Annotated in this window: 22 protein-coding genes and 1 pseudogene; 11 read left to right on the top strand and 12 right to left on the bottom strand. The window is 31.1% G+C overall.

What is annotated here, in order from left to right; translation table 11 throughout:
• Positions 1-22 precede the first annotated feature (22 nt).
• The 4 genes and pseudogenes from AABM47_RS06920 to AABM47_RS06935 form a co-directional block, all read left to right on the top strand.
• A complete protein-coding gene (locus AABM47_RS06920; RefSeq protein WP_338410198.1) occupies positions 23-205 on the top strand; it encodes a hypothetical protein in 183 nt (60 codons plus the stop codon).
• Positions 206-287: 82 nt separating this feature from the next.
• On the top strand, positions 288-509 hold the full coding sequence (locus AABM47_RS06925; RefSeq protein WP_338410199.1) for a hypothetical protein: 222 nt from the start codon (positions 288-290) through the stop codon (positions 507-509).
• An 11-nt stretch (positions 510-520) separates the two neighbouring features.
• Positions 521-1696 (top strand): PDZ domain-containing protein, encoded by a 1176-nt coding sequence (locus tag AABM47_RS06930; RefSeq protein ID WP_338410200.1) that lies wholly within the window; start codon positions 521-523, stop codon positions 1694-1696.
• 46 nt (positions 1697-1742) lie between these two features.
• Positions 1743-1874: pseudogene (locus AABM47_RS06935) on the top strand (adenosylhomocysteinase); the annotation flags it as partial.
• A 232-nt stretch (positions 1875-2106) separates the two neighbouring features.
• Here AABM47_RS06935 and rpmA read toward each other — a convergent pair.
• Entirely contained in the window at positions 2107-2367 is a 261-nt protein-coding gene (rpmA, locus tag AABM47_RS06940) for a 50S ribosomal protein L27 (protein ID WP_338410201.1), read from the bottom strand.
• A 31-nt stretch (positions 2368-2398) separates the two neighbouring features.
• Positions 2399-2926: a 50S ribosomal protein L21 gene (gene rplU / locus AABM47_RS06945; protein WP_338410202.1), complete on the bottom strand. Its 528-nt coding sequence runs from the start codon at positions 2924-2926 to the stop codon at positions 2399-2401.
• Positions 2927-3086: 160 nt separating this feature from the next.
• On the opposite strand from rplU, the gene AABM47_RS06950 reads away from it, so the two are divergent.
• Positions 3087-4412 carry a pitrilysin family protein gene (locus tag AABM47_RS06950; RefSeq protein ID WP_338410203.1) on the top strand — a complete coding sequence of 442 codons (1326 nt, stop codon included), beginning with the start codon at positions 3087-3089 and terminating at the stop codon, positions 4410-4412.
• 10 nt (positions 4413-4422) lie between these two features.
• Positions 4423-6465: a pitrilysin family protein gene (locus AABM47_RS06955; RefSeq protein ID WP_338410204.1), complete on the top strand. Its 2043-nt coding sequence runs from the start codon at positions 4423-4425 to the stop codon at positions 6463-6465.
• 72 nt (positions 6466-6537) lie between these two features.
• Here AABM47_RS06955 and AABM47_RS06960 read toward each other — a convergent pair whose 3' ends face one another.
• Entirely contained in the window at positions 6538-7410 is an 873-nt protein-coding gene (locus tag AABM47_RS06960) for an EamA family transporter (RefSeq protein ID WP_338410205.1), read from the bottom strand.
• A gap of 144 nt (positions 7411-7554) precedes the next feature.
• Here AABM47_RS06960 and AABM47_RS06965 point away from each other — a divergent pair, with 144 nt between their 5' ends.
• Positions 7555-7905, top strand: a complete 351-nt coding sequence (locus tag AABM47_RS06965) for a heavy metal-associated domain-containing protein (RefSeq protein WP_338410206.1) — start codon at positions 7555-7557, stop codon at positions 7903-7905.
• A gap of 37 nt (positions 7906-7942) precedes the next feature.
• Here the strand turns inward: AABM47_RS06965 and gldD are convergent, their stop codons facing one another.
• The 4 genes from gldD to mutY all read right to left on the bottom strand — a co-directional run bounded on the left by gldD (position 7943) and on the right by mutY (position 11360).
• The gene (gene gldD / locus AABM47_RS06970) at positions 7943-8500 is read right to left on the bottom strand and encodes a gliding motility lipoprotein GldD (RefSeq protein WP_338410207.1); all 558 of its coding nucleotides are present in this window, start codon (positions 8498-8500) and stop codon (positions 7943-7945) included.
• 13 nt (positions 8501-8513) lie between these two features.
• On the bottom strand, positions 8514-9806 hold the full coding sequence (gene gldE, locus AABM47_RS06975; RefSeq protein ID WP_338410208.1) for a gliding motility-associated protein GldE: 1293 nt from the start codon (positions 9804-9806) through the stop codon (positions 8514-8516).
• 85 nt (positions 9807-9891) lie between these two features.
• Entirely contained in the window at positions 9892-10281 is a 390-nt protein-coding gene (gene ssb / locus AABM47_RS06980; protein ID WP_338410209.1) for a single-stranded DNA-binding protein, read from the bottom strand.
• A 38-nt stretch (positions 10282-10319) separates the two neighbouring features.
• A complete protein-coding gene (gene mutY, locus AABM47_RS06985; RefSeq protein ID WP_338410210.1) occupies positions 10320-11360 on the bottom strand; it encodes an A/G-specific adenine glycosylase in 1041 nt (346 codons plus the stop codon).
• Positions 11361-11489: 129 nt separating this feature from the next.
• Between mutY and AABM47_RS06990 the strand changes: the two genes are divergently transcribed.
• Both AABM47_RS06990 and AABM47_RS06995 read left to right on the top strand, forming a co-directional pair.
• A complete protein-coding gene (locus tag AABM47_RS06990) occupies positions 11490-11783 on the top strand; it encodes an HU family DNA-binding protein (RefSeq protein ID WP_338410211.1) in 294 nt (97 codons plus the stop codon).
• Positions 11784-12128: 345 nt separating this feature from the next.
• Positions 12129-13676, top strand: a complete 1548-nt coding sequence (locus AABM47_RS06995) for a ribonuclease E/G (RefSeq protein WP_338410212.1) — start codon at positions 12129-12131, stop codon at positions 13674-13676.
• Positions 13677-13717: 41 nt separating this feature from the next.
• Here AABM47_RS06995 and pbpC read toward each other — a convergent pair whose 3' ends face one another.
• The 3 genes from pbpC to AABM47_RS07010 form a co-directional block, all read right to left on the bottom strand.
• The gene (gene pbpC, locus AABM47_RS07000; RefSeq protein ID WP_338410213.1) at positions 13718-16006 is read right to left on the bottom strand and encodes a penicillin-binding protein 1C; all 2289 of its coding nucleotides are present in this window, start codon (positions 16004-16006) and stop codon (positions 13718-13720) included.
• Positions 16007-16075: 69 nt separating this feature from the next.
• Complete coding sequence (locus AABM47_RS07005; protein ID WP_338410214.1) at positions 16076-21568, bottom strand: MG2 domain-containing protein; 5493 nt, start codon at positions 21566-21568, stop codon at positions 16076-16078.
• A 102-nt stretch (positions 21569-21670) separates the two neighbouring features.
• Positions 21671-22111, bottom strand: a complete 441-nt coding sequence (locus tag AABM47_RS07010) for a nucleoside deaminase (RefSeq protein WP_338410215.1) — start codon at positions 22109-22111, stop codon at positions 21671-21673.
• A gap of 60 nt (positions 22112-22171) precedes the next feature.
• Between AABM47_RS07010 and AABM47_RS07015 the strand changes: the two genes are divergently transcribed.
• Both AABM47_RS07015 and AABM47_RS07020 read left to right on the top strand, forming a co-directional pair.
• Complete coding sequence (locus AABM47_RS07015) at positions 22172-23047, top strand: hypothetical protein (protein WP_338410216.1); 876 nt, start codon at positions 22172-22174, stop codon at positions 23045-23047.
• A gap of 37 nt (positions 23048-23084) precedes the next feature.
• A complete protein-coding gene (locus AABM47_RS07020; protein WP_338410217.1) occupies positions 23085-24857 on the top strand; it encodes a 1-deoxy-D-xylulose-5-phosphate synthase in 1773 nt (590 codons plus the stop codon).
• A gap of 2 nt (positions 24858-24859) precedes the next feature.
• Here AABM47_RS07020 and AABM47_RS07025 read toward each other — a convergent pair whose 3' ends face one another.
• Positions 24860-26011, bottom strand: coding sequence for a cystathionine gamma-synthase (locus AABM47_RS07025; RefSeq protein ID WP_338410218.1), 1152 nt, complete (start codon positions 26009-26011; stop codon positions 24860-24862).
• A gap of 15 nt (positions 26012-26026) precedes the next feature.
• Entirely contained in the window at positions 26027-26485 is a 459-nt protein-coding gene (locus AABM47_RS07030) for a DinB family protein (RefSeq protein WP_338410219.1), read from the bottom strand.
• Positions 26486-26623 lie beyond the last annotated feature (138 nt).

A 26623-nucleotide genomic window follows, 5' to 3' on the forward strand; every position in this document is an offset into this window, starting at 1 on the left:
GATATTGTTTTGTTGAAAATTAATGTTTAACAAAATAAAATTTAAAATTATGAAATTAAGTTTAGACGCTCTAAAAGAAAGAGCAGAAGCAACAGCTTCTACAGAATTAATGGCTACTATATCTGGTGGTACAGCGAATGAGTGTCATATTGTTGACGGAGGTACACTACCGGAGATTCTTGTAACTGCACCTAGAAAAAGATAGATGCTATTTTTTAGAAAGCAGGGTATAACCCCTGCTTTTTTTTAGTAAAACGATTAAAACGATGTTATTTTACTAAAAAATAATGTTTAATAAAATAAAAATTTTAATTAAGAAATTAAGTTTAGACGTTCTAAAAGAAAGAGCAGAAGCAACAGCTTCAACAGAGTTGTTAGCAAGTATTTCTGGTGGTGTGAATAATGATCGTCGTGATCGTATTGAAGAACACTGTGAGGAAGGTTTAGGTCCATGTGAAACTAAAACAGTTTATATAAAGCAAGTAGTTGCTACTTGCTTTATTATATAATATTAAGATTTATGAAAAAATTTATTTTTTGTGTTTTTGTCTATATTTTTGTTTCTTGTACAAATAAAATTGTAAAAGAAAAAAGTCTAAATTTTGAATACGATGGATATATTCTACTAAACTTAAAATTAGATAACAAAAGACAAGGAATCTTTATATATGATACGGGGTCGCCCTTTCTTTGTATCGATAGTTTGTACTATTTAAATAGTAATTTCTATCATAAAAAATTAATGCACGCAAAGGCAGGAGGAATTGGTAATACAACACAAACAATAAAAGTTGTTTTAGATACTATTAACTATTCCATAAACTCTTCACAAAATGGAATTTCTACAAAAACACCTATATTAAATTTAAAAGATATTGCTGGCAAAGACATTGATGGAATTGTAGGTATCGAAACATTTTTTGATAAAATGTATAAAATTGACTACATCGCAGAAAAAATAACTTTTGTTTTAGATGCAAAAAAGCACCATTTAGTTCCTGTAGAATTTGAAAACAATAGAAGTTATATTTATTTAGAGATTGTACTTAAAGACGAAAACAAAATAAAAGGTAAGTTTTTAATAGATTCGGGTTCTGGTGCAACTATAATAAATAGTTCCTTTTTTAAAGAATACAACATTGAAAATAGCTCTTTTTTAAAAGCAAAATACACAACAATTGGAGGAGTAGGTGGTGAATCCGCAGGATATAGTTTTTTTACAAAAAACATTATTTTTGATAAATATAGCATTTCTAATTTCGTTATTGATATTTCAACTGATACATTGGGGGCATTGTCTAACAGAGAGTATATTGGTATCGTAGGAAATGATATTTTAGAAAAATTTGATGTGATTTTTAACTTTAAAGAAAGTAAAATGTGGACAAAACCCAACAAAAGTTTTGATAAAAAAAACGCATCTCTTTTTAAAAGTTTTTCGGTTATTGATAGAACAGATATCAATAAAGGATGGAAAGTTAGTTCTATTTACGAAAATACAGAAGCGTTTAAGTCTGGACTTCGCTTAAATGATATTATTATAGAAATTAACGGTATAGATGTAAAAAAGATGGATAGAAAACAGTTTTTTACAAATATAAAACCAGGAGATGAAATGAACCTAACAGTCAAAAGAGAGCGGCAAGAGCTAAAAATAAATTTTAAATTAGACCAGTTTTTGATAAATGAAAAATGAAATAATCAACACCATCAAACTCCTCATCTACAAAGAAAACCCTTCTTTGCTAGAAAAAGTAGCTGCTTTGCATTTAGCTAAATTAGGAGTAGAGTTAGAAACACTTCGTGACGATCAAGCAAAATATATTGGCGTACCGGTTGAAGGACCATACAAACCAGAATATTACAGATACTAAATAATTGCTTTAGATTGTTAAACAACAATGTGTTGTTTTAAAATTTAACCCTTTCATTAAACTGAAATAAATTCAGCTTTATGGTGAGGGTTTTTTTTGGCAATTGCTAATACAAACCGAACTATACATTCTTTAACTTTTTTTAACATAAGAAGTGAAACGCGCGATTCAAAAACAAAAATCCCAAACTCTATCGAATTTGGGATTTTTATATTTTTAAAGTTTCTAAAACTTACGCTTCAAAAGGAACAATAGATACAAATGATTTATTATCTCTTTTTTTCTGAAAATGAACAAGTCCGTCAACTCTTGCATGTAAAGTATGATCTTTACCCATGTAAACGTTTTCACCCGGATTGTGTTTAGAACCTCTTTGTCTTACGATAATGTTTCCAGCAATTGCAGCTTGACCACCATAAATCTTAACGCCTAAACGTTTTGATTCTGATTCTCTACCATTTTTGGAACTACCGACACCTTTTTTGTGAGCCATGATGTTTTGGTTTTATAAGTTAATATTAAAATTAAACAGCTTTATCGTCGTCTAATTTTTCCTCTTTTTTTAAGTCTTCTTTTTTAGCCGCTTTTGCTTTTGGCTCTTTAGCTGCTGCTTCCTTTTTAGGAGCCGCTTTTGCTTTTGGAGCTTTTACTTCAGCAACTGTTTTTTCCACAATTTCTTGAGCTTTAGCTGGAGCTTCTTTTTTTGCCTCTTCCTTTTTAGGAGATGCTTTTTTTGAACCAGATGCTAAAATCTCTTCTATTACAATTTGAGTGAAAGACTGTCTGTGACCGTTTTTCTTTTTGTATCCTTTTCGTCTTTTCTTTTTGAAAACGATAACTTTATCTCCTTTTAAGTGTTGTAACACTTTGGCTTCAACAGAAGCACCTTCTATAGCGGGGGCGCCTACAGTAATTGTACCATTCGCGTCTAATAAAAAAACTTTATCAAAAATAACTTTTGATCCTTCGTCTTCTGCTAAACGGTGTACAAAAACTTTTTGGTCTTTGCTAACTTTAAATTGTTGCCCTGCTATCTCTACGATTGCGTACATAACAATGTGTTTAAATTAATTTTTTTAAGGTTGCAAATATACAATTAAATACAATATTTACAATACTTTACTTGTTTTATTTTTTTTAACTTTTTTTTAGTCAGATTCTGTAACTTTTTTTCGAAATTAGCAACTCATATAAAACAATTAATTTCATTTTATGAAAAAATCATTAATAGCTTTAAGCTCCATGCTTATGATAGGAAGTATTTCTAGCGCTCAAAACGTAGCTTTTGAAGAATTTGATTTAGACAATGGCCTTCACGTTATTCTTCATCAAGACAACTCGGCACCAGTAATCATTACCTCAGTAATGTATCATGTAGGCGCAAAAGACGAACAACCGAATCGAACTGGGTTTGCTCACTTTTTTGAACACCTGTTGTTTGAAGGCACAAAAAACATAGAAAGAGGTGAATGGTTTAAAATTGTAACTGCAAATGGCGGTCAAAATAATGCTAACACATCTGATGACAGAACCTATTATTATGAGGTTTTTCCTTCTAACAATCTAGAACTGGCTTTATGGATGGAATCTGAACGATTAATGCATCCCGTAATTAATCAAATTGGTGTTGATACACAAAACGAAGTAGTAAAAGAAGAAAAAAGGCTTAGAGTTGACAACCAACCATATGGCAATATTTTTAAAGCCGTAAAAGAAAACTTATTTAAAGTTCATCCTTATAAATGGACAACTATTGGTGAAATGGAACATTTAGATGCTGCTACATTAGAAGAGTTTCAGGCATTTAACAAAAAATTCTACATCCCCAATAATGCTGTTTTAGTGGTTGCAGGTCAATTTGAAAAAGGGCAAGCTAAAGAATGGATTCAAAAATATTTTGGTTCTATAGCAAAAGGAACACCTGTTGTTAAAAACAAAGCCGAAGAAGCTCCAATTACAGAAACTATAACTGCAACTTGGGAAGACTCTAACATTCAAAAGCCTATGTATCTACAAGCGTATAGAACTCCCTCTATGAAAACTAGAGAAGCTAGAGCCTTAGATATGTTGTCTACTTATTTATCAGACGGAAAAAGTTCTGTTTTATATAAAAAAATGGTTGATGATAAAAAAATGACACTTCAAGTAGGGGCATTTAACAACGCTCAAGAAGATTATAGTATGTATCTAATTTATGCTTTGCCAATGGACGGTTTCACCAAAGAAGAAATTCAAACCAATATTGACGAAGAAATTCAAAAAATTCAAAACGAACTAATTTCGGATAAAGATTTAGAAAAATTAAATAATATTTTTGAAAATCAATATGTAAACAGCAATACTAGTGTGGAAGGAATTGCTAGTAATTTAGCAACCTATTACATGCTATATGGAGATGTTAATTTAATCAATACCGAATTAGCTATTTACCAGTCTATAACTAAAGAAGAAATTAGAAATGTTGCTGTAAAATATTTAAATCCAAATCAAAGATTATTATTAGACTATATACCCGTAACTGATAAATCTATAAAATAAGAACATAAAGATGAAAAAAATAGTAACTATTATAACCTGTTTGTTCTGTATGACGACACTTATAGCTCAAGATAGACCAATGCCAAAATCTGGCCCAGATCCTAGTATTAATATCAAATCACCCGAAACTTTTACGCTAAAAAATGGCATGAAAGTAATGGTTGTAGAGAATTCAAAACTGCCTCGAGTTTCTTTTAATTTGTCTATTGACAACATTCCTTATTCGGAAGGTAATAAAAAAGGGGTTTCTGACATATTAAGTGACATGATTGGAAATGAAACCGACAAAACATCAAAGGAAGCTTTTAATGAAGAAATTGATTTTTTAGGGGCTAACATTAATTTCTTTTCAAGTGGCGCCAGCGCCAGAGGCTTATCAAAATATTCAGAAAGAATATTAGAATTAATGGTTGAAGGTGCTTTAGAGTCAAAATTTACTCAAGAAGAATTTGACAAAACTAAAACCCGAATTATTGAAGCCATTAAATCCGACGAAAAAAATGTTTCTTCAAATGCAAGAAAAGTAGAAAATGTTTTGGTCTATGGCATTAAACATCCTAATGGAGAATATACAAGTGAAGAAACCATAAACAACGTAACTCTTAACGATATAATATTAGACTATAATACTTATTTTACTCCTCAAAACGCTTATTTAGTTGTTATTGGTGATGTAAAATTTAAAGACATTAAAAAACAAATAGAAAAGATTTTTAAAAATTGGAAAAAAACAACAGCTCCAAGCATTGCTTTCACAGAGCCAAAAGACGTGCAATCTTCTCAAATTAATTTTGTTGATATGTCAAATGCCGTACAATCTGAAATAGCAGTTGTTAATGTTTCAAATTTAAAAATGACTGATACTGATTACTATGCCGCTTTATTAGCAAACCAAATTCTTGGTGGTGGTGGTGAAGGACGTTTGTTTTTAAACTTGCGTGAAAAAAACGCTTGGACTTACGGATCGTATTCAACAGTAGGCTCAGGAAAATATACTTCTAAATTTAGAGCGACTGCATCTGTTAGAAATACAGTAACAGACAGCGCTATTGTAGAGATTTTTAACGAAATCAAACGCATGAGAACTGATTTGGTTTCTGATGAAGATTTAAAAAATGCCAAAGCTAAATATGTGGGTAACTTTGTAATGCAAATTGAAAAGCCAGAAACAGTAGCCCGATATGCGTTAAACAAAGAAACTCAAAATTTACCTGATGATTTTTATGAAAAATACATTAAAAACATTAATGCAGTAACTGCCGAAGACATTAAATCTGCCGCAAACAAATACTTTTTAGCGGATAAGTTAAGAGTTGTTGTGGTTGGAAAAGCAGCTGATGTTTTGACCGGTTTAGAAAAAATTGGTATTCCAATTATGTATTTTGATCGTTTTGGAAACAAAGTAGAAAAACCTGTAATCAAAAAAGAAATTCCAAAAGGAGTTACTGCTAAAACAGTTATAGAAAGTTACATAAATGCAATTGGCGGCGAAAAAACTTTAAAAGAAGTGAAATCTACTTTAATTACATCAAAAGCATCCATTCAAGGACAAGAATTGAATATGACTGCAAAGGCATCAAACGATAAAAAAATGTCTGTAGAAATGTCTGTATCTGGAATGACTATGATGAAAATGGTCGTAAATGAAAAAGGAGCTTATGAAATCCAACAAGGAAACAGAAAAGATTATGAAGGAGACGAATTAAACAGACTAAAAGAAACAGCATATACTTTTTCAGAATTATTATTAGTAAACAACTCTGATGTAGTTTTAAAAGGAATTGAGTCTGTAAATGGTTCAGATGCTTATGTACTTATGTTTGGTAAAAAATCTATGATGTATGATGTGGAAACGGGCTTAAAAGTTTCTGAATCTGTAGAACTAGAACAAGGTGGACAAACAATGACTCAAGTTACTTATTTTAGCGATTATAAAGAAGTTAAGGGTATAAAATTTCCATACACCACTACTTTAAATGTAGGCATGGAATTAAAGTTCATTACACAAGAAGTTAAAATCAACGAAGGTGTATCAGGTGCTGACTTTGAATAATTAAAAAAAGACAATAACAAAAAAGCCATTCTTTAAAAAGAATGGCTTTTTTTATGTGATTAAATTTTGAATTTACAACTGTTTGCGGCTCGAAAAGTAAACCCCTAACAATACAACAAAGGCCCCAATTCCTTGAACAAAAGTTAAGGTTTCGTTCATTATAAAATAACCCAATAAAATTGCAACAACCGGTATTAAATAAGTAACTGAAGAAGCAAAAACAGGTGAAGAAATTTGAATCAATTTAAAAAATAAAATATTAGACAAGCCGGTTCCAACAACTCCTAAAACAGCAATATAACCAAGCGAAGTTAGTACTTTTTGTTGATGAACTGTTTCAAAAAAACCAGAGAAATAAAGAATAACTAAAGCTGGAACCAGCATCACAACAAAGTTTCCGGTACTTATAGTTAAAGGCTTTAAGTCTGACAGATGTTTTTTAATCAAATTAACATTTATTCCGTAACAAATAGATGCTAAAACGATCAACAATGCATAATAATAATTTTCTGTAGTATTTTCTCCATCTCCAAATAAAACCAACAACACACAACCTATAAAACCGATAATTACACCAAAAATTTGCCTGCGTTGCACATCTACTTTAAAAAATAAAATGCCAAAAATTAAAGCATTTAATGGTGTTAGTGAATTTAAAATGGAACTTATAGAGCCGTCAATTTTAGACAAAGCTACCGCAAACAAATAAGCAGGCAAAAAAGTTCCCATTAACGCCGTAAGCGCAATAAATTTCCATTTATGATGCGGTATTTTAGCAATGTGTTTAAACCCAACCAAAAGTAAAAATGCTGCGGCAAACAAAATACGCAAACTTCCCATTTGAACAGGACTAACACCCTTTAATCCCAGTTTCATTAGCAAAAAAGAACTGCCCCATACACAACCTAAAAAAACAAGCAAATACCATTTTTTATTCTTTTCCATAACTGATAATTTTTCAGCTGTAAAATTGAGATTTTATTTTGAAAGAATCATAAGAAATTTTTAACACTTTTATATGTACTTTGTGTTAATCTAAAAAAATGAAAATTGTATCTTTACAAAGAATTAAATTAATTAGGTGTAAAAATGAAAACATTAAAAATAACAGTATTTATTGCATTAGCATGCATGATTTTTAGTTGTAAAAATGATAATTTGTCTCAAACTGTTGAACCATTTCCTATTGAAACTATTGCTGCTAATTTAAAAACATCTTCTTTTGAAATTGAAGGTATGACTTGTGCGATAGGATGTGCTGCATTAATTGAAAAAAAAATATCAAAATTAGAGGGCGTTTCAAAAGCTGAAGTAGATTTTGAAACCAAAACTGCTACCGTAATTTATGATGCACATAAATTAAATCAGGAAAAACTTACCAAAACTGTTGAGGACATTGCAAATGGAGCTTTATATAAAGTTTCTAAAATTAAATTATAGCTGATTTAAAAAACAATACTTAAAAAGGATGCTTTTTTTATTTCTCCCACTTAATAGTTTCTAACATTCGTTTCATATCATTAGTGATATAGCTTGAAGCTGGTAAAATAGAGTCAAAATTGGGTTTAGTATAAAAATAAACACTTGCCGTTACAAAGTTTTTAGTACTGTCTGTAGCATAAAAAAGAGCGTTTGATGCTGCATCTCCGCCAACCTTATAAAACATGCCATACACCTTTTTATCTGGATTTACATAGGGCTGTTCTACAATCTCGTCAGCTTTTAAAACGTGTAATTTATAAGTAAGCTTTTGCGCATCTATCAATAAGTTTTCCAAATTATTTTTTACAGGCTTATACGTTAGGTAAACAGTCGCTTTCATGCTTGGGTAATGAATTTCTAGTGCGCCATTTTCTTTTGTTTTGAGTTTAGAAAAACTATTGGTTTCTAATGAAAAAGGAAGCTCTGATTTTTTTATGCTGTAAACGGGTTCAGGGTACTCTAATCGCAATTGACTTGTTGCTCTTGGAACAGAAACATCGTTACACGACAGAAAACAAAAAGATAAAATTAAAAGGAGATAAACTTTTTTCATTGAAGTTGTTTTGTTAATCTAAGGTAATCTTTACTTGTTTTATTCTGCGTTTATCAATGTTTTCAATGGTAAATTTACAGGTGTCAAATATAATTTGACTGCTTTTCTTAGGAAAATTACCTGATATTTCTAATAAAAATCCGGCTAATGTTTCGGCTTCACCTTTGGCATTTTCAAACTTTTCTTCATTAACGTCGACTACTCTATAAAAATCTTTTAGACTTACTTTTCCGTCAAATAAATAATTTTTATCATTAATTTTTGTAAAGCTAATGTCTATATCGTCAAATTCATCACTAATGTCGCCCACAATTTCTTCTAGTATGTCCTCTAAGGAAACCAAGCCAGATGTACCGCCATATTCATCAACAACAATGGCCAAATGATTTTTCATTCCTTGAAACTCTTTTAACAAATTATCTAGCTTTTTATTCTCGGGTACAAAAAAAGGAGCGCGTAAAAGGGTTTGCCATTCAAAATCTTTATAATCTATATAAGGTATTAAATCTTTGATAAACAGAACGCCTTCTATATGATCTATTCCATCTTTATAAACTGGTATACGAGAATATCCTTTTTCAATTATTATAGGCATTATTTCATTGAAACTTTCTGAATACTCAAGAGCAAAAATGTCAATTCTGGGACTCATAACTTGCTTAACATCTGTGTTTCCAAAGGTTACAATGCCCTCTAAAATTTTTTGCTCATCAGATGTAGTCTCCTTATGGTCTGTTAATTCTAATGCTTGTGACAATTGGTCTACCGAAAAGTTAGATTTTTGAACACTAAATTTTTTTTCTATGAAAAGTATAATGTTACGCATGGGAACACTTATGGGACTCAAAATTCTGTTTAAAACAGAAATGGGGATAGAAACTTTTTTAGAAAATACAACATTATTTCTACTGGCATAAATTTTTGGTAAAACTTCTCCAAAAAGCAAAATCAGAAATGTTAAAAGAATTACCTCAAGTAAAAACTGAATCAATTTTGAAGAAATACCTCCAAATATTTTTTCGTTTATAGTAGAAAATAAAATTACAATACCTATATTAATAAAATTATTTGCTATTAATATAGTTGCTAATAATTTTTTTGGTTTGCTTAATAAATTTGATATCTGTTTGCCTATACTGCTGTCATTAGCCTCTAAATCATCAAGGTCTTTTTGGTCAAGAGAAAACAAAGCTACTTCTGAACCAGATATGTATGCAGAACATAACAATAAAAAAACAACGCCTAGTATTCCAAAAAATAGGTTGAAATCAATTGCATTAATAAAACTGGAAGGATCTGAGTCCAAATTAATTAGTTTAAGTTAAACATTAAAAAAGCAAAATAAACAATACTATTAGTCTTTTTTATTTAGTATACAAAATTAGTCTTTTTTAGACATCATTTTCATTTGAAGTGAAATTTTGTTTGTTAGCGTCCAAATCTTTTTTAGTTGATAAGAATGTAAATTCGGTTACTTGAATTTCGGTTGTGTATTTTGTGTTTCCATCTTCAGCTTGCCAATTACGTGATTTAATTCGGCCTTCAATATATATTTTATCTCCTTTTGAAAGATATTTTTCACATATTTCGGCTGCTTTGTTTCTAACTACTAAATTATGCCATTCGGTTGAAGTAATTTTTTCACCTGTTGTTTTATTGACATATACTTCATTTGTGGCTAAAGGAAATCTTCCGATACAATTGCCTCCGTCAAAATAATGCATCTTTACTTCGTCACCTAAATGACCTATTAACATAACTTTATTTAATGTTCCGCTCATGGCTTATAGGTTTAAGACTCAAAAGTAGTACTTTTTTTTTAACTGAAATGCCTTTCAATAAAATTATGAATTACAACAGGAAAAGGAATTTTATTTAATGCATTAACAGTCACTCCGTTAAACAAAACAGCATTTATAGAGACTTTTATAAATTGAATGTGTAATTTTTGATGCGACAATTTATGAATAATCTCAAAATCTGTTAAAACAGTATAATTGGTAATTTTAAACGTCGAAGAAAACCGATCCTTAATTAACTTAACTATTTCGCTTTCTGATAATATCGCATGTGATTCTACTAAGGGAAATTCATATAAATTTTGCCATATCCCTTTTTCAATTCGCTTGTGAACGATTGTTTTATGTTCTAAATCTTCAAATACAACATAATTAAAATAGCGATTGGTAACTTTTATTTTTTTGGATTTTATAGGCAATGAATGTACTAACTTATATTGCAAAGCTGCACAACTATCTGCCAAGATGCAAATGCTACAATTTGGACTTTTTGGAACACATTGCAAGGCTCCAAACTCCATTATCGCTTGGTTATAGGTTTGCGCATCTTGTATAGGCAAAATTTCGTTTGCTAATTGTTGAAAAATTTTTTTTGTTGAAGCAATAGATAAATCATTTTCAACTTTATAATACCTGGATAGTACTCTAAAAACATTACCGTCCAACACGGCTACATTTTCATTTACAGAAAAAGAAGCTATAGCAGATGCAGTATATGAGCCAATTCCTTTGAGTTTTATTAATTGATCATAGGTCGTTGGAAAAACTCCATTTAACTCACCTACTACGTGTTTAGCAGTAGCATGAAGGTTACGAGCTCTAGAGTAATAGCCAAGACCTTGCCACAATTTTAACACCTGTTCTTCTTGGGCATTTGCTAAATCAAAAACGCTGGGAAAATTTGATACAAATGATTCAAAATAAGGCAATCCTTGTGCAACTCGTGTTTGTTGAAGAATTATTTCGGAAAGCCAAATAACATACGAATCAGTGGTCTTGCGCCAAGGCAAGTCTCTTTTGTTTTGTAAATACCAATTAATTAAAGAGTTAGAAAAAGTCATAAAAATTATTGTTAGGCAAAAATAACTTTTATTATATTAAAATATAATTGATTAAGCTTGAAATATTCTTTTTTTAATTCCTATATTTGCACACTCAAAAAAATTTAGAATAAATAAATATTAAAGAAAATGACGAAAGCAGATATCGTAGCAAAAATTTCTGACAGATTAGGACTTGAAAAAGGAGATGTTCAAGAAACTGTTGAAAAATTCATGCAAGAAGTTAAGGATTCATTAGAGTCAGGAGAAAATGTATATTTAAGAGGATTTGGTAGTTTTATTATTAAAACTAGAGCTGAAAAAACTGGAAGAAACATTTCTAAAAACACAACAATCAAGATTCCAGCGCACAACATTCCGGCATTTAAGCCTGCTAAAGTTTTTGTAGAAGGTGTAAAAACAAAAACATCAATAACCGTATAATTATTTATTAATCTAAACAAACAACATTATGCCAAGTGGTAAAAAAAGAAAAAGACATAAAGTAGCTACGCACAAACGTAAAAAAAGAGCGAGAGCTAACCGTCACAAGAAGAAAAAGTAGTATTTAACTACTTTTTCTTTTTTAGAAAAAAAAGATGTTCTTTGAAACTAGCCGACTTTAAAAAGAGGCTTTCGGGAAAAAAATCCTGTAAAAAAATTATTGTTTAATCCATCTGTACTGCGCGGTAGGTTCGTTATTAGTAAATCGTAATTGAATTTTTTTTAGATTCAATTACTATAAACTTTAAACAACAAACTAAATAGTATGGATAAAAATGTACTAATTTGAACAAAGAGTTAATTATTCGATCAAGTTCAGACACTGTAGATTTTGCCTTATTAAAAGATGGAAAACTAATTGAACTTCACAAAGAAGAAGAAAACAGTAACGGAAGTAATTTTGCCGTTGGCGATATTTTTATTTCAAAAATAAGAAAGCCAGTTGCCGGATTAAATGCCGCTTTTGTAAACTTAGGTTATGAAAAAGATGCTTTTTTGCATTATCATGATCTAGGTCCAAATCTTCCTTCAATGATGAAGTTTATTAAACTTGTAAGCGCAGGTAAAATAAAAGATTATTCACTCAAAAATTTTCCTTTTGAAAAAGAAATTGACAAAGATGGTAGTATTACTGATATCATCAGTGCCAATCAGTCACTTCTTGTTCAAATAGTTAAAGAGCCTATATCTACTAAAGGACCCAGAATTAGTTCTGAAATTTCTTTAGCGGGTAGATACGTGGTTTTGGTTCCTTTTTCGGATCGAGTTTCTGTTTCTCAAAAAATAGAATCAAAAGAAGAAAAAGAACGATTAAAACGCCTGGTTCTGTCTATTAAACCAAAAGGATTTAGTGTTATTGTGCGAACAGTAGCAGAAGGCAAAAAAGTAGCTGAACTAAACAAAGATCTTCAAAACCTATTAGACAAATGGTCTAGTATGTGTAAGAAGCTGCAAACAGCTCATCATCCATCAAAAGTTTTAGGAGAAGTAAACAAAGCATCCTCAATATTAAGAGATGTGTTTAACGATACTTTTACTAGTATTCAAATAGATAATGAAGAATTGTATTTGCAAACTAAGGACTATTTGCAAGAAATAGCTCCAGACAGAGTGTCTATCGTAAAACACTATCAGTCAAACGACCTACCTTTATTTGAGAAATATAACGTAGAACGACAAATTAAAACTTCTTTTGGTAAAACAGTATCCATGAGTAAAGGAGCTTATTTGATTATTGAGCATACTGAAGCACTACATGTTGTAGATGTAAACAGTGGCAACCGATCAAACAAAGCTCGTAACCAAGAAGATACTGCTTTAGAGGTAAATATGATTGCTGCTGCAGAAATAGCACGTCAATTGCGTTTACGAGATATGGGAGGGATTATTGTGGTGGATTTCATTGATATGCAAAATCCAGATAACCGCAGAAAGTTGTACGATTACTTAAAAGAAGAAATGAGTGACGATAAGGCCAAGCATAAAATCTTGCCTCCTAGTAAATTTGGATTAATTCAAATTACCAGACAAAGAGTTAGACCAGAAGTAAATATTAAAACCAGAGAAGAAGACCCTAATGAAAATGGGGAAATTGAAGCTCCAATTTTAATTATTGATAAAATTGCGTTTAGCCTTGAAAAAATTATTAAAGCCCATAAAAAAGTTACACTTCATGTGCATCCTTTTGTGGCAGCATACCTTGAAAAAGGTTTTCCATCAATACGTTCAAAATGGTTTTTTGAACATAAAAAATGGGTGAAAATTATACCTCGTGACGCTTACACGTATCTTGAATATCATTTCTTTGATGACAAAGGAAAGGCAATCAAGTAAAATTTTAAAAAACCGTTTAGATTCAGTTCTAAACGGTTTTTTTATTGTTCAAATTCTACTTTTTTTCTAATTTCATTTCCTAATTCATCAACAACTGTTACAATATGAAATCCTGGTTTTGCTAAAACAGGCATTTCATGAAAAGTTTTTGTACTTCCTAAATAGGTGTCGTCTAAATACCAAAACAATTCTATTTCTCTGTTAGTATGCGCAATTTTAAAAATAGCGGGCTGCAATTTACTTTCAAAATTTTTGGTTAAAATTATTTTTGTACTTGTTTTTGGATAAATAAAATCCATTACTTTTTCAGTAGCATTTGATTCGCAATCTGATCGAAATGAGGGTAAAATCATGTAATTTGGATTGTTACTTTTAAAATACCATTCCATAATTGGTGGCAAAACAAACCAAGCTTTTGAAACCATATTGTCTACACTTTCACAAGTTGAATTTACTCTAAACTGTTCACTTTTGTCCAAATGAATTAATTTATGATACGGACAATTTTCTGTTTTCTTAGCTCTTTTTGGAATCCATTGTTTTTGTGATGGACAATTTTCTTGTGCCAAATAGCCAGAAATACTACAAACATTGGCTTCTTCTAAATCATTAAAGGGAGTTTCAAACCATTTAGATTTGGGTAATAAATGAAAAACATCAAATAAAATAGGTGCTGCGCTTTCAACACCAGTTAATAAAGGTCTACCCTCGCCTGTTGCATTTCCTACCCAAACTCCAACTACGTATTCTTTGGTTACCCCAATTGCCCAAGCATCTCTACTTCCAAAACTGGTACCTGTTTTCCATGCAATTTCTAACGAAGAATCATAAAAACGCCAAGCTTCATCACCTTCTGGTCGGTTGACTTCTTTCATAGCGTTGAATGTTTGCCAAATGGCTCCAGCTCCAAATACATTTTTTTGACGCGTTGGTTTTCCAAAATCTATTTTTGTATTGAAATCTAGGTTTAAACTACTCAATTCTTTTGTTCTATATTCGTCATTGTTTTTATTGAAATGATTCAACGTGCTTGACATATAAGCATAAGCATTGCATAAATCCCACAAATTAGATTCGGCTCCACCTAAAATTAATGATAGACCATAATTACTAGGATGTCTGTTTACATCTTTCAGTTTTAATTTTTGCAATTGTTCATAAAATTTATTTACCGAATAATCTTGAAGCATCAAAACCGCTGGAATATTCAAAGAACGAGATAATGCTTTACTTGCAGGAACAGCTCCATCGTAAGTCAGATTATAATTTTGAGGAGAATAACCCGAAATTTGAGTTGGAACATCTGGAATTAATGTGTCTGGTAAAAGTTCCCCGTCATCTAACATCGAAGCATATAAAAAAGGTTTCAAAATACTTCCTGTGCTTCTTGGTGCAGAGATAATATCTACATCTTTTTGATGGTTTTTATCCGTTGGACTATTCCCAATATAAGCCACAACGTTTCTAGTTTTTACCTCAACAACTAAAACCGAAATGTTATACACTTGATTTTGTTTGTATAAATTATAATATTGTCTTACAATTTCATTGGTTTGTTCTTGAACATGAGTGTTTATAGTTGTTTTAATTTTTTTACCTCTATTTTTTTTGGCAATTTTCTCGAGTAAATGAGGTGCAATTTGTGGTACATTAAAGGGTTTTTGAGGTAATGTTTCTTGAAGTGCTAATTCATACGTTTCTTTGTCTATTGCTTCGTTTGAGAATAATTTTTTGAGTAAAATATTTCGTTTCTTAAGTAATCGTTCTTGATTTTTTCCTGGATAAATTAAACTCGGAGCATTGGGCAAAACGGCTAAGGTTGCTGCTTCTGCCCAAGATAACTGATAAGGTTGCAAACCAAAATACTTCCATGAAGCCATTTCCAATCCTACAACATTACTTCCAAAAGGTGCATGAGCAGCATATAGTTGTAGAATTTCATCTTTTGAATTTCTAAATTCTAATCGTGTAGATAAAATGAGTTCAATAAATTTTTCAAAATAACTTCTGCTTTTTCCATTTCTGTGTAAACGAATGACTTGTTGAGTTAATGTGCTTCCGCCACGAACGACTTTATTGGCTTTTCGATTTTGTAAAAAAGCATGATACATGGAAACAGGATTAAATCCAAAATGTTGATAAAAATGTTGGTCTTCAAAAGCAATGATGCATTTTTTAAACTTTGTTGGAATACTGTCACTTTCAGGAAAACGCCATTGACCATCTTTGGCAATTTTGGCTCCTAATAATTGTCCGTCATTACTTTCTATGACGGTTGCGTAATTGTTTTCGAATAATTTTTTGGGTAATGAAAAACAATAAACTACCATCAAAATAAGGATGATGGCAGTTTTTATTTTATTGTTTAGTATCGATTTTTTTATGCTTTGAAACACCTATTAATCTTTTACAATTTTCACCCATTGCCCTTTTGTTCTCACTATATAATTAGTATCATACATGGCTTCACATTGAATGCCTGGAAAATAATAAGCTCCTAAATAAGTAGCATTTAATAAAACCGTAAAAGTTCTTGATTCATTGGCACGAAGTCCAAAATAGAATTGTGTTCTATCGTCACGAATATCGATGTAATCGGCTTTATTTTGAGCAAAATCACCAAAATCTGTAAAACGTGAATTCATAATTTCAAATCCTGACGGAATAATTTGCGATAAAGCTACATTGTCAATATTATCATTCGATAGGTTTCTAATAGTAACTTGAGCTACTATTTCATTCCCTTGTTTGATTTCGTTTAAAGAAATTGCGTTTCCTTTTTTAGTCTTAAATGTGATGCTTCCGAATAAGTTGTTCTGCATTACTTTTTCTTCGCCCACAGGCAAAATACCACTGTTTAAAACACGAACATAAATTGTATTGTCTTTGTTATTTTTGATTGTGACACTATTTGAGCCCTTATTCACAACCAATTTTCTATCTGCAATAGATTTGTTGGTGTTTATGGTTTCCGATTTACCATTATTAGTGAAATAAGCATTGATGCTTTTTCCGCCATTTTTAATTGCAAATTTTGACATGGCATACAAACAATAAGCAGTTGTTTGCGTACTCATATAATTTTTTAAAGAAAGTGAATTGGCGATTTTTGTTGCTAAACTAAACGCTTTTTGATTATCATTCACCAACAAATACGTTTCTAAAAGCATGGCTTTATTTCTTTCGGATGATCCATAATAATAGTAATCGCTATCATTTGAATCATCAACAGGCGTTGTATTTAGTAAAGTCAAAGCTGTGTTTTTCTGTCCTGTAATGGCATAAGTTGCTGATAATCTGATTTTTGATTCATTTGAAATTCCGGAAGTTTCTCTTAAACGATTCATAGAACCCATATCTGGAACACCGGCCAAAGCCAATGTATATAAACGATACGCTTGTGCAAAGTCATTGTGATATTGCGAATTGAAGCGCCATTTTTTAGATTCTGATTGTTGGTAAGAAACCCATTTTTGTTTGAAAGAAATTGGCAAAACATAGCCTTTTTTTTCAGCTTCTAAAAGGAAATGACCTGCATAAGAAGTTCCCCAATCGTCTGCGTTACCATTCCCTGGCCAATACGACAATCCACCATTAGTTTGTTGAAACCTCCCTAATTTTTGAATTCCTGCATTGATGTTTTTTTGCATTTCGGCTTTTCTATTGCCGTCTAAATCCATTACATCACCCAAATACAATTGAGGAAAAATACTAGAAATTGTTTGCTCTACACAACCATGAGGATACTGAATCAAATATTGAATTCGACCATTAAAATCTATTGTTGGGAAAGAAGAAACTTCTAACCTAGCTTTGTTACTACCTTCAACTCCAAAAGTGTTCCATTGAATGGTTTTGCTTGAATTTGGCTCAACCACCACATCTACAAAATCATTGGTAATTGGGTTTGGATTAGTTACATCCAATTCGACTTCATAAATAGCTCTTTCATTTCCTGATGTGGCAATAACTTCAATTTTTCCGATTCCTAAAATATTACCAACTTCTAAATCAAAATACACCATTTTTTCATCTGGCGAACTAAAACTCACATTTTGTTTTGAAGCAGAAGTCAATCGAACTGCGTTATTTGTTTTTAGTTGAACCGTTACATTTTTCACATGATTTTCCATTGCAAAAACCGTAATTGGTAAAGTTACTTTTTCATTAGGAGAAATTTTTCTTGGTACAGAAGCTAAAACCATTAAAGGTTTTCTAACAGGAGTTGTTTTTTCGGCACTTCCATAAGCGTTTGTTTTTGCATCACCAGCCACAACCATTGTACGAACTGAACCAATGTAATTTGGTAATTCAACCGTATGCGATTTGGTTTGACCTTTTTCTAATTTGAAAGGCCCTAAATAAATAACAACAGGTTTAAAACGATTGGCTTTTTTGGCATTTCCACCACCTAAATCTTCATCACCACCAATGCTAAATATTTGATTGATTTTTCCACCGTAAGCACCAATTACATCATCATAAACATCCCAAGTTTTTACACCCAAAGCTTGTCTTGCATAAAACTTACCCCAAGCATTTGGTGTTTTAAATCGTGTTAAATCTAACAAACCATCATCAACTATCGCAATGGTATAAGTCATTTCTTTTCCTTCCTTTTCACTTACTTTGATGGTAGTTTTGGTTTCAGGTTTTAGAACACTTGCCATTGCAATTTGAGGTTTAAGTAGCGTGTTTTTATCAACCACTTCAATAGGTAAAATTCCATACATTCTAATAGGCGTATCGTTTTTTGTTGAAGCATGTGGTTTTAATAATGAAATATTTACATACACATTTGGTGTCATTTCTGGTGTAACAAGAATTTCAACTTTTGTTTCTCCTTTTTGAGTGGTTACCCAAAGAGAAGTTATAACTTTTGAACCATTTTCAATTGAAATTAAAGCTCTTCCTCCTTGACTTGAAGGAAAAGAAACGGTTGCTTTTTCACCAACTGCGTATTTTGTTTTATCTGAAGTAAACACTAACATATTTGCCGTTGAAGCGTCACCAGATTTTGTTTTTCCTGACCAAATTGGCCAATCGATAATTTCAGTTTTACTTGTTGCATGACCTCCTTTATTGTCAATCACTCTAATTAAATATCTTCCCCAGTCGTTTTCAGAAACTTTGAATTGAATACTTGCTTTTCCTGACGCATTTGTGCTTACATTAAAATTCTTGTAAGCTGTTGTGACTTGTGAAGAATTATATTTTGACAAATCATCACCTGAACTGTTCCACCACCAACGCCAATCGACTTTATACACTCTAACCTCAAGGTTTTTAACTGCTTTTGGATTACCATATTCATCTACAGAAATGATGTCGAAACGATTTGTTTTTTCGGTTTCTAACATTCCGTATTTGTTGGGTTCTGGACTTTTTATTCCTACATAAGTTTTGAATGGTGAATAAGTTGCGGTTACCACATCTGTACTAAAATCACCTCCATTTTCATAGGCTTTGGTTTGAAAAACAACTTTTAATTTTCCAGGTGCTTGATTGCTTACTTTGGGTTGAATAGAAACATTTGTTTTTCCAAAATCATCCACTTTTCCTAAAAAAACATTAACTTCTTCGGTTGAAAATTTTCGAACATCATCATCAAAATCATAGTTTGAAAAACCTTTAAAAGTAGTTATTTGTTGCATAAATTTGGCTTGCATATCTACTTTTAAGTTTTTAGCAATTGCACCGTGCAACCAAGCAACCTGAATAGTTCCGTTGTTTTGTTTGTTGCCCGAAAGATTTCCGTTGGCAAAACTATTTTTAATTTTTAGACGGTTTGGTTTTATGGTTTCAATTTTGATGTTTTTATAAAAATGAACACCACCTATTGATATTTTGGCTTCCCAATTTCCTGTAATATCTGAATCTTTGGTAATTACTTTAAATTTATAATGATTGTTTTCGTTGTATTTTTGAACAGCAACGTACATTGCTTTCCCTTGTGGATTCGATAATTTAAATTTTATGGGATGTGTTTTTTCTAATTTGCTTTCGTTATCATTTAGCATAAATGCTATGTACAAAGTATCACCTGGTCGCCAAACACCTCTTTCTCCATAAATATATCCTTTTAATCCTTTTTGTAATTGTTCGCCTCCAATATCAAAATTACTTACAGATAAGGATTGTCCTTCATCAAGCTTAACATAAGTTGTATTATTGTCTTTTGTAACTATAGCAAAATAAGCATATTTGGTTATATCCGCATTTACAAATCCTTCACCGTTAGTTGTAATTGTAGCTAATTTTTGTTGTTGAAAATTATACAAATCTATTGTTGCTCCAGAAACTGGCTCAGTTGAAACTATATTATTCACGGCAAAAAAGTAAAAACCGTTTTCACCTCTTTTAGCAATTACTCCTAAATCGGTTGCAATTACATTCGTATGAATTTTGTTATTATAATAGTATGAATTTGAACACGGATCGTCTCTTTCATTCCAATTGTAATCATCATAATAGTAATCATCATAATATTGGTTGGAACGAACCTCATCTTCATCAACTTCTTCTTCATTTTCTTGGTCTTCAATTGTTGTTGAAGCACATTTATAAAGTGAATATTTCTTTTTATAGGTTAATTCTACTCTATAAATTGAACCAGGATCAACTGCAATTATTTTAGACAAATCTAAAGCATATGCATTCCAACCGCCATAATTAGCTAAATGGTTTGTTTTTAAAATTATGGTTTGTTTTGCTATTGGTTGGGCAACATTTCTAAGATTTTGACTTCCATTTAATTCATTATACTGCAAAAACTGAAGCATGTTATTTTTATAAATTTGATATACTTTTACATCAACAGCCTTAAGATTAACTGCTTCAAAATTTATTTTTAAGTTATTCGAACTTGGTAAGATTGTCCCACTTTTTACGAATTTAATTTCAGGTTTTATTTGATCAAAAGTTACTTTTTCTGAAAAAGCGTATTTCATTTTATAACCATCTTCACTTTGAATGCCTTGAAAAAATTCAACTAATAATTCTCCTTTTAAAGATTCAGTAAAAAAAACTTTTAAAAGATTTCCTGCAGTAGCAAATTTTAAATTAGACGCTGATTCAACTTGAACTAAACCGTCTAAATTTTGACCTTGTTTTATGGGATCAGAAAAATTGATCAATAAAACTTGTGCGTTATCCTGTTGAATTTGAGCTGAAATAACTTTGAAATTGTTTTTTCCTGGAATATCAAAATTTACTGTTCCTTGTTGATCAATATCAAGAGCAGAGCCATCCCATAAAATATTTATTTTGCTATCCTCTACTTTTCGTTGAATGCTATCGATAACAAATTTATATTCTTTTGGATTTGATACATCTTTATCGAATTTGATCTTTAAATTTTCATCTCCTTGGTTCGCTTTAATTATTTTTTTTGCTGATTCAATATCCATGTTATCGCTAAAAGCAATTGTAGCATTTAGATATTGGTATTCTTTGTTATACGATTGTAAATCTAATGTGTTTACTAAAAAATATTGCTTTACAGTTTTTAATGTAAAATTGAATTTTTTTAACTTTTTAGGCACATCTTTAACTTCATCTAAATGAAAAGTTATTTGATATTCTGTGTCTTGTTTTAATTTTTCTGATGGAATAAAAGCAACTGTATTTGAAGAAAGCGCTACAACTTTTCCGGCTACATTTGGGCTTATTGAAAACAAATCACTATCTAATTCTTGATTTGGCGTCCATTCTTTATTATCAAAAGCTAAAACAACCCTAAAATCGATTTCTGTAGAAACTAATCCAGAACTAAAATTAAGAATGTAATCTTTATACAAACTCAAATCCGAATTGAAATTATCTGATTTTTTTCCACAAGAGTAACTTACAATTAACAATACTATTAACTGTAAATAGCGATTCAACTTCATGCCAATTATTTTTAAAGATTTATTTCATAAAAAACAAAAACCTAATATTGAGTTTATTTTTGTTTAAAGATATATAAAAAATTAAAGTTTAACTTACAAAAATCACCTTTTCATTCTAAAAAAAGCTTTCATCAACAGGGAGCAATCTTTTTCCAAAACACCTCCAACAACAACTGTTTTTGGATGCAATTGTGTTCCCATTTTTATAAATCCCCTATTTTGATCAGAAGCACCAAAAACAATTTTTGAAATTTGACTCCAGTATAAAGCCCCCGCACACATTTGACAAGGCTCAAGTGTTACGTATAACGTACAGTTTTTTAAATACTTTCCACCTATAAAATTTGCAGCACTAGTAATGGCTTGCATTTCGGCATGAGCAGTTACATCGTTTAACAATTCTGTTAAATTATGAGTTCGTGCAATGACTTTATTATCTATAACAATTATTGCTCCAACAGGAACTTCTCCTTTTTCAAAAGCAGCTTTGGCCTCTTGCAAAGCCTTTTTCATAAAATAGTCATCGGTGAAAACATCATTCATAAAACAAAGTTACAATTAAATGGAATACTTATTGATATTTGAAATAAAACTCATTGTTCTATGAAAAAAATTTCAATATCTATCCCTAAGCCTTGCCACCAAAATTGGTCAACTATGTTGCAAGAAGAAAAAGGCAAATTTTGTGAATCATGTGCTAAAACAGTAGTAGATTTTACAACAAGTTCAGATCAAGAAATAGCTGATTATTTTACATTAAATTTGGCTTTAAAAACCTGTGGAAGATTTAAAAAAAATCAGTTAGAAAGTATCAAAATTGAAATTCCTGAACATATTATTTATCAACAAACTACTTTTAAAAAATCGTTTTTATTAGCCCTTTTTATAGTAATGGGCACAACACTTTTTAGTTGCAAAGACCAAAACAACACCATTCAAAACCTTGGAGAAGTTGTAGTTATACAAGACTGTGTTTTAAATTCTAAAGAAGCCTTTATTAAACCCTTAAAATTCAAAGACTCTGTTGTAAAAAAAGGAGAAGTAAATAGTAAAAAATTAATACCCTCTCCCCCCATACATTTATTAGGCATAACTGTTGTTGAGCCTATAATTAAATCAGAAATTTTAACGGGTGAAGTAATAATACTACCCTTAAAAACAGAAACCCCTAAAACTTATAATTTAGCAGAAGTTGAAAAAAAACCTGTGTTTTGTGATGCTGAAAATGAATTTCAAAAGTACCTGTCTCAAAACCTAATTATAGATGCTGACGTTGAACCATTTACTGTGATAGTTGAATTTGTAATTAATAGCAAAGGGGGTCTTGAAAACATAAAAATATGGAAAGGAAAAAATGCAAAAATTAACACTCAAATAACCGATATATTGCAAAATTTACCCTTGTGGAAACCTGGAGAAATTAGAGGTGAAATGGTAAATGTAAAAATGACTTATCCTATTCGAATAAAACCACAGTAATATTAAAACAAAAGCTTAAATTTGCTTTTTATCTTTTATGAACAGCAAATTACTTTCGCATATAAACAATCCTACAGATTTGAAGAAACTTTCTCCAAATCAATTGCCCTTGATCGCTCAAGAGTTACGAGATTTTATTATAGAAATCATCTCTCAACAAGGGGGTCATTTAGGCGCAAGTTTAGGCGTTGTTGAGCTAACCATTGCTTTGCATTATGTCTTTAACACTCCGGTCGACTTGCTTGTTTGGGATGTAGGCCATCAGGCTTATGGGCATAAAATATTAACTGGAAGAAGAGATGTTTTTTATACCAACAGAACTTTAAACGGAATTTCGGGTTTCCCAAAGAGAAGTGAAAGCGAATATGATACTTTTGGAGTTGGACATTCGTCTACTTCAATTTCTGCTGCTTTAGGCATGGCAATTGCTTCAAAACTTAAAGGAGATTTTGACAAACAACACATTGCTGTTATTGGCGACGCCTCTATTGCAAGTGGAATGGCTTTTGAAGGACTGAATCATGCGGGTGTATCCGATGCAAATTTATTAGTAATTTTAAATGATAATGCCATTGGAATTGATCCAAGTGTTGGTGCCCTAAAAAATTATTTAACGGCGGTTAAAGACGGTAAAAACCCCAAGCAAAACAACATCATAAAATCATTAAATTTTGATTATTCGGGACCCATTGACGGACATGATTTTGGAGCTTTGATAAAAGAATTAACCCGATTAAAAGCCGTCAAAGGACCTAAGTTTTTACATGTTATTACAACAAAAGGGAAAGGACTACAATTAGCCGAAGAAGACCAAGTTAGGTATCATGCCCCTGGTAAATTTGAAGCAAAAACAGGAAAAATTTATTCTAAAGACGAAACCCACCTGCCTCCTAAATTTCAAGATGTATTTGGTTTAACTTTAGTAGAATTAGCACAAAAAAACAAAAGAATTATTGGTATTACACCTGCCATGCCTAGTGGAAGTTCAATGAAATATATGATGGAAGCTTTCCCCGAAAGAGCTTTAGATGTAGGTATTGCAGAACAACATGCGGTTACACTAGCTGCCGGAATGGCAACTCAGGGTATGGTTGTTTTTTGTAATATTTATTCCACTTTTATACAACGGGCTTATGATCAAATTATTCATGATGTAGCTTTGCAAAACTTACCTGTTATTTTTTGTTTAGACCGTGCTGGTTTGGTTGGGGAAGATGGTGCAACACATCATGGTGTTTTTGATATTTCTTTTTTAAATTGCATCCCTAACCTGATAATATGTGCTCCAAAAGATGCAATTGAATTAAGAAACATTATGTATACTGCATCTTTAGGCTTAAATCATCCTATTGCTATTCGTTATCCAAGAGGTAGAGGTGAAACTCTAGATTGGAAAAAACCTTTTAAAAAAATAAAAATTGGCTCATCTAAACCATTAAAAAAAGGAACTGAAATTGCCTTACTTTCAACGGGTACTATTGCTACCAACGTAGAAAAAGCAATTGAACAATTAGACCAAGGCCAAAGTATTTCTCATTACCATTTTGCTTTTATAAAACCATTAAACGAAAAAGAATTAAAGGCTATTTTTAAAACGTATTCTAAAATAATTACAATTGAAGAAGGAGTAATTAAAGGCGGTTTTGGTTCTTTAATAAATACTTTTGCCACAACTAATGCTTTTAAAAATAAAATCATCAATTTAGGAATTCCTGATGACTTTATAGAACAAGGCAACGTAGATGAATTGCAACAAATATGTAAAATAGACGTATTATCTATACTTAAGACCATAAAATCTTTAAAATAAAATTAGCATAAAGACAAAGCCTGTTCTAAATCTTGTAATAAGTCGTCAATATCTTCTACTCCAACACTTAATCGCACCATATCATCCGTAATACCAATATCGGCTCTTTTTTCTGCTGGCAAAGAAGCATGAGCCATCGTTGTTGGATGATTTGCCAATGATTCAACTCCGCCAAGAGATTCTGCTAAAGTAAATACTTTTAAATTTTCTAAAAATAGAACAGCATCTTTTAATTTACCCGAGGCAAAAGTAAATGAGACCATGCCACCAAAACCACCGATCATTTGTTTTTTTGCAGTCTCATGATTAGGATGATTTTTTAATCCAGGATAATATACTCTTTTTACAAGGGTATGAGCCTCTAAAAAATCAGCCACTTTAATACCATTTTCACAATGTCGTTGCATTCGCAAATGTAATGTTTTAATGCCTCTTAGCACCAAAAAACTATCCATTGGACCAAGTGTTCCGCCTGTTGCAAATTGTGTGAAGTGAAGTTTTTTTCCAAGTTCTTTATCTTTTACAATTAAAGCTCCAGCAATAACATCTGAATGACCCCCTAAGTATTTTGTTGCCGAATGCATTACTATATCTGCGCCTAAATCTAGTGGCTTTTGTAAATAAGGTGTTGCAAAAGTATTATCTACAGCAAAAAGAATATTGTGCTTTTTTGATATTTTTGATATTTCAGCAATATCTGCTATTTTCATTAAAGGATTTGATGGCGTTTCGGCCCATACTAATTTTGTGTTTGAATTGACAAGTGATTCTAATTTTTTTAAATCAGTCATATCTACAAAATGAAATTTAATGCCAAAATTTTGATAAATTTGGGTAAACATCCTGTATGATCCACCATATAAGTCGTCCATGGCAATAACCTCATCTCCTGGTTTTAGCAACTTCATCACAGAATCAGTAGCTGCTAATCCGGAAGCAAAAGCCAAACCTCTTGTGCCGTTTTCTATACTAGCCAGTGCATCTTCTAAAGCATTTCGTGTAGGATTTGCTGATCTACTATATCCGTATTCTCCAACTGGTTTTCCTGGGCTTGTTTGAGCAAAAGTAGAAGTCATAAAAACAGGTGGCATTATAGAACCCGTCACTTTTTCATGATGCTGACCGCCGTGAATCGTTTTTGTGTTAAATTTCATTTGATAAGTTTAGCTTTAAATAAATTTTTTAATTTGAAGCATTACGCCCAAATGAATTCCTTCATGAAAGTTATTAAATTCTAAAGCTTGTTTAGCATTTTTAATATTAAACCCTGTGCTTTTGGTTGTAAATTCATTATAATTTACATAAAATCCCATTTCAAAATTTTTTTTAATTTTTTCAGTTGTAGAAAATAATATGCTTTTAATATAATTTACTTCATTTTGTGTTGTTTTACCTGATGGAGTACTTCCGTTTTTATATGTTTCTGAAAATTCATCTGAAATTTCTAAAGCCATTCCTGATAATTTATTGAGTAACATTTGTTGTATAACAAGGCAATGTGCAATATTCCAAATGATATTATTACTAAAACCCGATGGAATTTTATTTAATTGTTCTAAAGTATAATTTTCAAAGTATTTTAAAAATTGAGTTCTAACGTTAGTATTTACATTGAAAGTAGTTTGCATAATACAGATTTTATCAAAAATAATTATTTAAAACCAATAACTACCTTATTTTTGTTAGAAATTAAAATCTATAAAAATGAATAAAGTCTACTATTTAGCTTCTTGTGATACCTGCAGAAAAATTATAAAATCATTACC

The sequence above is a fragment of the uncultured Flavobacterium sp. genome (assembly GCF_963925415.1).
Taxonomy (GTDB): Bacteria; Bacteroidota; Bacteroidia; order Flavobacteriales; family Flavobacteriaceae; genus Flavobacterium.

What these genes read in the sequence shown, in the direction of transcription:
- AABM47_RS06950 (WP_338410203.1), top strand. Translation starts at nt 3,087, where the DNA reads ATGAAAAAATCATTAATAGCTTTAAGCTCCATGCTTATGATAGGAAGT.
- AABM47_RS07010 (WP_338410215.1), bottom strand. Translation starts at nt 22,111, where the DNA reads ATGAATGATGTTTTCACCGATGACTATTTTATGAAAAAGGCTTTGCAA.
- AABM47_RS07015 (WP_338410216.1), top strand. Translation starts at nt 22,172, where the DNA reads ATGAAAAAAATTTCAATATCTATCCCTAAGCCTTGCCACCAAAATTGG.
- AABM47_RS06965 (WP_338410206.1), top strand. Translation starts at nt 7,555, where the DNA reads ATGAAAACATTAAAAATAACAGTATTTATTGCATTAGCATGCATGATT.
- rplU (WP_338410202.1), bottom strand. Translation starts at nt 2,926, where the DNA reads ATGTACGCAATCGTAGAGATAGCAGGGCAACAATTTAAAGTTAGCAAA.
- AABM47_RS06990 (WP_338410211.1), top strand. Translation starts at nt 11,490, where the DNA reads ATGACGAAAGCAGATATCGTAGCAAAAATTTCTGACAGATTAGGACTT.
- AABM47_RS07020 (WP_338410217.1), top strand. Translation starts at nt 23,085, where the DNA reads ATGAACAGCAAATTACTTTCGCATATAAACAATCCTACAGATTTGAAG.
- AABM47_RS06930 (WP_338410200.1), top strand. Translation starts at nt 521, where the DNA reads ATGAAAAAATTTATTTTTTGTGTTTTTGTCTATATTTTTGTTTCTTGT.
- AABM47_RS06960 (WP_338410205.1), bottom strand. Translation starts at nt 7,410, where the DNA reads ATGGAAAAGAATAAAAAATGGTATTTGCTTGTTTTTTTAGGTTGTGTA.
- ssb (WP_338410209.1), bottom strand. Translation starts at nt 10,281, where the DNA reads ATGAGCGGAACATTAAATAAAGTTATGTTAATAGGTCATTTAGGTGAC.
- AABM47_RS06925 (WP_338410199.1), top strand. Translation starts at nt 288, where the DNA reads ATGTTTAATAAAATAAAAATTTTAATTAAGAAATTAAGTTTAGACGTT.
- gldD (WP_338410207.1), bottom strand. Translation starts at nt 8,500, where the DNA reads ATGAAAAAAGTTTATCTCCTTTTAATTTTATCTTTTTGTTTTCTGTCG.
- pbpC (WP_338410213.1), bottom strand. Translation starts at nt 16,006, where the DNA reads ATGGTAGTTTATTGTTTTTCATTACCCAAAAAATTATTCGAAAACAAT.
- AABM47_RS06920 (WP_338410198.1), top strand. Translation starts at nt 23, where the DNA reads ATGTTTAACAAAATAAAATTTAAAATTATGAAATTAAGTTTAGACGCT.
- rpmA (WP_338410201.1), bottom strand. Translation starts at nt 2,367, where the DNA reads ATGGCTCACAAAAAAGGTGTCGGTAGTTCCAAAAATGGTAGAGAATCA.
- AABM47_RS06955 (WP_338410204.1), top strand. Translation starts at nt 4,423, where the DNA reads ATGAAAAAAATAGTAACTATTATAACCTGTTTGTTCTGTATGACGACA.
- mutY (WP_338410210.1), bottom strand. Translation starts at nt 11,360, where the DNA reads ATGACTTTTTCTAACTCTTTAATTAATTGGTATTTACAAAACAAAAGA.
- AABM47_RS07005 (WP_338410214.1), bottom strand. Translation starts at nt 21,568, where the DNA reads ATGAAGTTGAATCGCTATTTACAGTTAATAGTATTGTTAATTGTAAGT.
- AABM47_RS07025 (WP_338410218.1), bottom strand. Translation starts at nt 26,011, where the DNA reads ATGAAATTTAACACAAAAACGATTCACGGCGGTCAGCATCATGAAAAA.
- AABM47_RS07030 (WP_338410219.1), bottom strand. Translation starts at nt 26,485, where the DNA reads ATGCAAACTACTTTCAATGTAAATACTAACGTTAGAACTCAATTTTTA.